Origin of the sequence: Rummeliibacillus pycnus, assembly GCF_050459865.1 — a bacterium.
GTDB lineage: Bacteria > Bacillota > Bacilli > Bacillales_A > Planococcaceae > Rummeliibacillus > Rummeliibacillus pycnus_B.
The window spans coordinates 1-7,686 of record NZ_JBCMNM010000090.1 but is presented as its reverse complement, the minus strand read 5'-3'; the positions used below and the strand labels follow the sequence as shown (position 1 = coordinate 7,686).

Here is a 7,686-nt window from a genome sequence, read left to right as displayed (position 1 = left end):
GTCAGTTCGCCCACGGAAAGCGGAGCTAATTCCACTTCTTTCAATAGCACATGGGTGTTTAAAAGTTATTTACACTTTTAAAGCCTCTTTTTGTCCTGTTTCGATATGAATATTCTTCTTTTTTACTTGCCATAAATAATATACCGTTATACAAATACTTAATGTTCCGAAAAATAAAACCATATTTTCTAGACCCATCAAATCTAAAAGAGCACCTGTTGAAAGTAGAACAATTTGGAAAGAAGTACGATCTAACATATTTCTGAATGAGAAGAAACGACCGTGATATTCATTCGGTACTTGCTTTTGGAAAATGGTCATTACCGTTGGGAAGAAACATCCTACTGAAAAACCAAATATTCCAAATGCGATAAGTGATATAGCTGGTATATGTGCGAAGTGTAACAATAATTCCGTTACTCCAATTACTAGTAAGGAGAAAAATAAAATATTATTCGTTTTCCATTTAGCTCCTATATATTTTATTGCAATAGAACCTAGCATAAATGAAATTCCCTCTACCGTATAAATTAGCCCTTTAATTGAAGAGGAATCTTGAATTTCACTAATACTAATTATTAATAGATTAAAAGAACCTAAGAATAACATGGGAATATAAGATAAGATTAATGTATATTTAATCCCCACATCACGTTTCAACAAAGGGAATACTTCTTTGAAACCGCTTTGATCCTTAGATGCTTTTTCTGACTGTTGGTTCAGATTATCTTTTGTTTCAGGTATTTTAAGCATAAATGTAAAGAACAACATAACTAAATATGCAATCATCGAAATACCATAAAGCGCACTTATTGGCGCATAAACCAACACTAGACCTGCAAGAGCAGTACCTGCTACACGTGCAATTGTCGAAATATTCATATCCCATCCATTTAATTGCAACAAATCTTTCTCCTCAACAATTAACGGAATAGAAGCTTGTAACGCAGGAAAATAAAACGCCGCTGCTATTTGCATCGTAACTAGAAATACAATCATCCACGAGATCGAATCTGTCGCCAAAGCAATAAACATAAATGTCACACTAATCACTCGTCCTGCACCAGATAGAATCAATACTGGTTTTTTCTTAGATTGATCAATTAGTTTCCCAGCATACGGCCCTACTAATATCCCTGCAAGCAATCCACAAGATAGAATAAGAGATTTCATAAAATCTGATGGTACCTTTTCTTGCATAAACTCAAGATTACCAATAATTCCAGCCCATAAGCCTAATCCCGCAACTAACTCACCTGATAGTATTATCCAAACATTCGGATTTTTCCACATACATCCACCTCCAAAAAAGAAAGGAACTGCATCCAGTTCCTTTCGCATTTTATTGATTCTATTGTATCGCAATTCGAATATTTAGAATAGCTAAATAATTTAATTATTCTTCAACAACAATTGCAGGAAGTTTTTGTACATGCATTATATCGCCGTCTGTATCGACATCGATTGCATATGAACCGTTAGAGAATCGATCTGCTAGTCGATATTGATCTTCACGTAATTCTTCTTGAACACCATTTTCAGTCGTGATTTGAATACCTTCACCTTTTTCAACATATACAACGTCACAAATCCGATGTGGATTTTTCTTTAATTCATGAAGTATTAGAACACCACGAAGAGCACGATTCCCTGTTTCCACTTCATCTAAAGCCATTTTCTTAACCGCACCACGATGTGTAATCACCATTACTTTTCCTTTATGTCCTTCAGGAATTGCATTTGCTGCTTGAATGAAATCATCTTCTTTTAGATTCATCGCTTTAACTCCAGCAGTTTTAATTCCAGTATCTTGAACATCATCTAACTTAAATCGAATAGAGTAACTGCAATATGATGTTAGTAAAACTTCAATTGTAGGTTCTACAACATCAGCAAAAATTACAAGATCATCTTTTTTGATATTCATCATTTTTAAAGGTTTTGTATATCGCTGAACAAGGAACTCAGCTAAAGCCGTACGTTTGATTTGACCATTTTTCGTTATAGTTAAAACAAATTTATTTGCATTAAAATCTGTAACACCGCAAGCATTAATAATATTTTCATTAGGATCTAAAGGCACAATACTTGAAATATGTTGACCGAGGTCTTTCCAACGGATATCAGGTAGTTCATGAACTGGTTGGAAAATATAGTGTCCTTTATCTGTAAATAATAATAAATGTTGTTGTGTATTGAGATTTGACTCATACAATAAATGATCAGATTCTTTCATTGCAAAATCTTTTCCATTTGAAGCATTGTATGAACGAATACTTGTCCGTTTGACATAACCATCTTGAGTGACAGTTACAACAACATCTTCACTTGGAATTAATACTTCCATATCCACTTTAATGTCTTCAATTTCTTCTTGAATTAAACAACGTCTAGGTTCTGCAAAACGTTTACGAACTTCTTGTAATTCCTTTTGAAGTACTTTGACTAGTTTTGCATCACTACCCAAAATACTTTGTAGCTCGAGTATTTTCTTTTCAAGCTCGTCTTGTTCAGTTCGAAGCTCTGTTATATCTGTATTTGTTAAACGATATAATTGTAATGACACAATTGCTTCAGCTTGTATTTCAGTAAAAGCAAATTTCTCTTGTAAATTATTTTTCGCATCTTTTTTATCTTTTGAAGCACGGATTGTTGTAATCACTTCGTCTAAAATAGAAAGAGCTTTCATCAAGCCTTCAACAATATGTAAACGATCTTGTGCTTTTTTCAACTCAAATTGAGAACGTCTAATAACAACTTCTTTCTGATGAGCTATATAAGCATCTAAAAGAAGAGGTAAGCTCATCATCGTTGGGCGACGATTATAAATCGCAATCATATTGAAATTATACGTGACTTGAAGGTCCGTATTTTTCAATAAATATTTTAAGATAGGTTCGCCACTTACATCTTTCTTTAGTTCAATTACAATTCGTAAACCCGTACGATCTGATTCATCACGTACTTCTGCAATACCTTCTAAACGCTTGTCTAATCTCATTTCATCCATTTTCTTTACAAGATTAGCCTTATTCACTTCATAAGGAATTTCAGAGATGACAATTTGTTCTTTTGAACCTTTTAATTGATCGATTTCAGCTTTTGCACGAACGATTATTTTTCCTCGCCCGGTTTCGTAAGCTTTTTTGATACCATCAATTCCTTGAATAATGCCACCTGTTGGAAAATCAGGACCTTTCAAAACTGTCATTAACTCATCTACTGAAGCATTTGGGTTCTTCATACGCATTAAAACAGCATCTAACACTTCTGCTAAATTATGTGGAGGAATATCTGTCGCATAGCCTGCTGATATCCCCGTTGATCCATTTACTAACAGGTTCGGAAATCTTGATGGTAAAACGGTCGGTTCCATATCTTGGTCATCAAAGTTTGGTATAAAATCAACCGTTTCTTTTTGAATATCGCGAAGCATTTCAGCAGCGATTGTTGATAATCGAGCTTCTGTATAACGCATTGCTGCTGGTGGATCACCGTCAACAGAACCGTTATTACCATGCATCTCAATAAGCATATGACGTGCTTTCCAGTCTTGACTCATACGTACCATCGCTTCATAAACCGAACTATCACCATGTGGATGATAGTTACCAATTACATTCCCTACTGTTTTTGCAGATTTACGGAATGGTTTATCATGTGTGTTTCCCTCCATGAACATCGCATATAATATGCGACGTTGCACAGGTTTAAGTCCATCTCTAGCATCCGGAAGAGCTCGGTCTTGAATAATATATTTACTATATCGACCAAAACGATCACCGATGACTTCTTCTAAAGGCAAGTCTTGATATCTATCTGCCTGTGTCATTTAAGCTCCTCCTCTTCTTGTTGTATTAATTCACTTTCTAAGATGTTATCGTCTTCTTCAAGGCCAAAATCAACATGCGATTCAATCCATTTACGACGTGGTTCAACCTTGTCACCCATTAATGTTGCAACACCTTTTTCCGCGCGATCGACATCATTGATTTTAACGCGAATTAATGTACGTGTTTCTGGGTTCATTGTTGTCTCCCAAAGTTGATCGGCATTCATTTCACCAAGACCTTTATAGCGCTGTAAAATATAGCCTTTACCGATTTTTTTAATTGCTTGTTGTAGATCTTTTTCAGTCCAAGCATATTCAACTACTTCTTTGCGACCAGAACCTTTAGATACTTTATAAAGTGGTGGTAATGCAATATACACTTTACCCGCTTCCACAAGTGGTCTCATGTAGCGGAAGAAGAACGTTAATAATAATACTTGGATATGTGCACCATCAGTATCAGCATCCGTCATAATTATGACTTTATCATAGGCTGCATCTTCAACATTGAAATCTGAACCTACCCCAGCTCCAACAGCATGAATAATAGTTGAGATTTCTTCATTTTTCATAATATCTTGCAATTTTGCTTTTTCAGTATTAATGACTTTACCTCGAAGTGGCAAAATTGCTTGGAAAGTACGGTCACGCCCTTGTTTAGCAGAACCACCCGCAGAATCACCTTCGACTAGGTATAATTCATTTTTAGATGCATTTTTTGATTGAGCTGGTGTTAATTTACCGGATAAAATGGTTTGTTTTTTAGATTTTTTACCATTTCGTGCATCTTCTCTTGCTTTTCGTGCTGCTTCTCGAACTTGTTGTGCCCGAATAGCTTTACGTACAAGTGATGCGCTTAGTTCAGCGTTTTCTTCCAAGATATACATTAGTTGCTGAGAAATTACCGCATCAACTGAGCTCCGAGCTTCAGATGTACCTAGTTTCCCTTTTGTTTGACCTTCAAATTGCAATAGGTGTTCTGGTATCCGTACCGAAATAATTGCTGCAAGTCCTTCACGGATATCAGAACCATCTAGGTTTTTATCTTTTTCTTTCAATAGTCCAATTTTACGAGCATAATCATTAAAAACTCGCGTCATGGCAGCTTTTGCACCTGTTTCATGAGTACCGCCATCACGTGTTCTTACATTATTGACAAATGATAAAATCGTTTCAGAATAGCCATCATTGAATTGGAATGCAAATTCAACTTCAATTTCATCTTGTGTTCCTTCTACGTATTTAACTGGGTGAAGGACGTCTTTTTCTTCATTCAAATACGCTACAAAGGCTTCAATTCCGTTTTCATAGTGATACACTTCATGACGTTCTGTTGCTTCTTCGATTAATTCGATTTTTAAGTTTTTAAGTAAAAACGCCGATTCACGTAAGCGTTCTGCTAATGTATCGAAATTATATTTTGTTGTTGAAAAAATCGTTTCATCTGGTTTGAAATGAATAAATGTACCGGTTTCTTTCGTTTTACCTATATTCTCTAAAGTGGTAACGGGTTTCCCACCATTTTCAAAACGCATACGATACTTATTTCCATCGCGATGAATAATTACTTCTAACCAAGTTGAAAGTGCATTTACTACTGATGCACCAACACCATGTAAACCACCACTTGTTTTGTAGCCACCTTGTCCAAATTTCCCACCTGCATGCAAGATGGTGAAAATTACTTCTGGAGTGGGTTTACCTGTTTTATGCATTCCTGTAGGCATACCTCGTCCATAGTCACGCACACTAATACTTTGATCAGCATGAATTTTTACAATGATATGAGAACCGAAACCTGCTAAAACTTCGTCCACGGCGTTGTCTACGATTTCATAAACGAGGTGATGTAACCCTCTACTATCTGTGGAACCAATATACATACCAGGTCGTTTTCTAACGGCTTCTAGTCCTTCTAATACTTGAATATCATCTTCATTGTAAGACGTGATTGTCTGTTTACTTGTCAAAAAAATTCCCCCTAAATACAAACACCCGTTCTACTTTTATTGATATTAAACACAATCATTGAAACTGTCAACTTTTTGCATTTTATATACATATAGCATTTATTGTATCAAACGTTGAATTGAAAGGAAAATAAGAATATGATTAAAAGCGAATAAAGTTGATGATTGTGTACTCTACTGTATTCATGATAAACTATTAGTACAATATAATAGTACCAACTACTAAAAGCAAGAGGGAGTTTTTTATGAATAATATTCTAGTTTTGGTTATAGCTTATCTAATAGGATCGATTCCTTCAGGGCTATGGATTGGCCAAATTTTTTATAAAACAGATATCCGAAAACACGGTAGCGGCAATTTAGGTGCAACAAATACATTTCGTGTTCTTGGAAAAAAAGCTGGAATAGTTGTAACACTTATGGATATTTTAAAAGGAACAGTCGCTACCCTCATTCCAACGCTTGCAGTCTTTTCAGATAGTGGAATTCATCCTCTTATTGCAGGTATCGTAGCAGTAATTGGACATATGTTTCCAATATTCGCTGGCTTCCGAGGTGGTAAAGCAGTTGCAACTTCAGCTGGAATGTTGCTCGGTTATCATTGGCCAATCTTCGTTATATTACTTATAGCATTTTTACTTTGCTTAAAAATATTCAAAATGGTAAGTCTAGCGTCTATGTTTGCAGCAGTTGTTGCTTTCATTTATGCACTTATTTATGCTATTTTAGATAAAGAGTATTTGTTATTAATAATTATAACGATCATTGTAGTCTTTATATTCTATCGTCATCGCACAAATATTTCACGTATTAAAAATGGTACTGAGCCAAAAGTTACTTGGTTATAGATAAAAGGAGTGTTCACATGAAAATTGTGATAACTGATCAAGCTTTACAATGGTTTTTAAATGAAATGGATGTACAATTTGGTGACACCATTCGCTTTTATGCACGTTACGGTGGCTCTAATCCTTTCCATGAAGGTTTTTCCCTCGGCATGAGTAAAGACGATCCTGCAAATCCTTCTGTTATAGCAAAACATGACGGTATAACATTCTTTATCGAAGAAGATGATTTATGGTTTTTCAACGGCTATGATTTATATGTAGACTTCGATCAAGAGTTAGAAGAACTTATCTATGATTATAAATAAAATACATACAAAAAGCGTGCTAGGTATTAATTAGCATGCTTTTTGTTTTGAACTACTTGGCATGTAACGATTGAAACCTAGCATTAGTTTTGAATTTCTGCAATTTCCTTATATTTGTTATACCATTCTTCATCAACATGATTAAACGCTACCGGACGAAAGTTTTCCTTTTTTACTACAATGTGTTCAGATGTTGCAGTAGCTGCAATTGTGCCATCTGTATGTAAAATTTCATAGCCATATACAGTGCGTAATCGATCTTGTGATTTTACCCATGTTCGAATAATTGCTTTTTCACCATATCGTAAAGCCGCCTTATAGCTTACATTTACATTCATTACTGGTGAAACATATCCATCTGCTTCAAATTTAGTTACCGAAAATCCCAGATCACGAATAAGTTGTGTTCTGCCAACTTCCATCCATATTACATAATTCGCATGATAGACAACACCCATTTGATCGGTCTCGGCATAGCGAATTTCAATTTCTTTTTCACTTACAAACATTTTTGTCACCTCATTCACTAGTATATCGAAATTTCTTCAAAAAATCTTATTCTGATTATCTTTTCAACAAAAAACCTTAAATATTTCACAATTCGTAAATTTCCGATGCAATTTTATTAATAAATATTATAAAAATGTTATTAATAATTTCTAAATATACAATTAATATCCGGATTATACTCCAACTTTACTATTTGCTTAATATGCCGCTCCAGATGGCGC

Annotated in this window: 6 protein-coding genes; 2 read left to right on the top strand and 4 right to left on the bottom strand. The window is 34.8% G+C overall.

The genetic code is table 11. The features are described from left to right. Window positions 1–69: 69 nt before the first annotated feature. The 3 genes from ABE048_RS17205 to parE all read right to left on the bottom strand — a co-directional run bounded on the left by ABE048_RS17205 (window position 70) and on the right by parE (window position 5,802). Complete coding sequence (locus tag ABE048_RS17205) at window positions 70–1,293, bottom strand: MFS transporter (RefSeq protein WP_430312501.1); 1,224 nt, start codon at window positions 1,291–1,293, stop codon at window positions 70–72. Between the two features lie 103 nt (window positions 1,294–1,396). After that, window positions 1,397–3,832: a DNA topoisomerase IV subunit A gene (gene parC, locus ABE048_RS17200; RefSeq protein WP_430312500.1), complete on the bottom strand. Its 2,436-nt coding sequence runs from the start codon at window positions 3,830–3,832 to the stop codon at window positions 1,397–1,399. Then, the gene (gene parE / locus ABE048_RS17195; RefSeq protein WP_430312499.1) at window positions 3,829–5,802 is read right to left on the bottom strand and encodes a DNA topoisomerase IV subunit B; all 1,974 of its coding nucleotides are present in this window, start codon (window positions 5,800–5,802) and stop codon (window positions 3,829–3,831) included. Before parE ends, parC begins: the two co-directional genes overlap by 4 nt. A gap of 245 nt (window positions 5,803–6,047) precedes the next feature. Between parE and plsY the strand changes: the two genes are divergently transcribed. Beyond that, window positions 6,048–6,650 (top strand): glycerol-3-phosphate 1-O-acyltransferase PlsY, encoded by a 603-nt coding sequence (plsY, locus tag ABE048_RS17190; RefSeq protein ID WP_430312498.1) that lies wholly within the window; start codon window positions 6,048–6,050, stop codon window positions 6,648–6,650. Window positions 6,651–6,667: 17 nt separating this feature from the next. Beyond that, window positions 6,668–6,955 carry a HesB/YadR/YfhF family protein gene (locus tag ABE048_RS17185; RefSeq protein WP_430312497.1) on the top strand — a complete coding sequence of 96 codons (288 nt, stop codon included), beginning with the start codon at window positions 6,668–6,670 and terminating at the stop codon, window positions 6,953–6,955. Between the two features lie 83 nt (window positions 6,956–7,038). On the opposite strand, the gene ABE048_RS17180 is transcribed toward ABE048_RS17185, so the two are convergent. Continuing rightward, complete coding sequence (locus ABE048_RS17180; protein WP_430312496.1) at window positions 7,039–7,464, bottom strand: acyl-CoA thioesterase; 426 nt, start codon at window positions 7,462–7,464, stop codon at window positions 7,039–7,041. Between the last annotated feature and the right edge of the window lie 222 nt (window positions 7,465–7,686).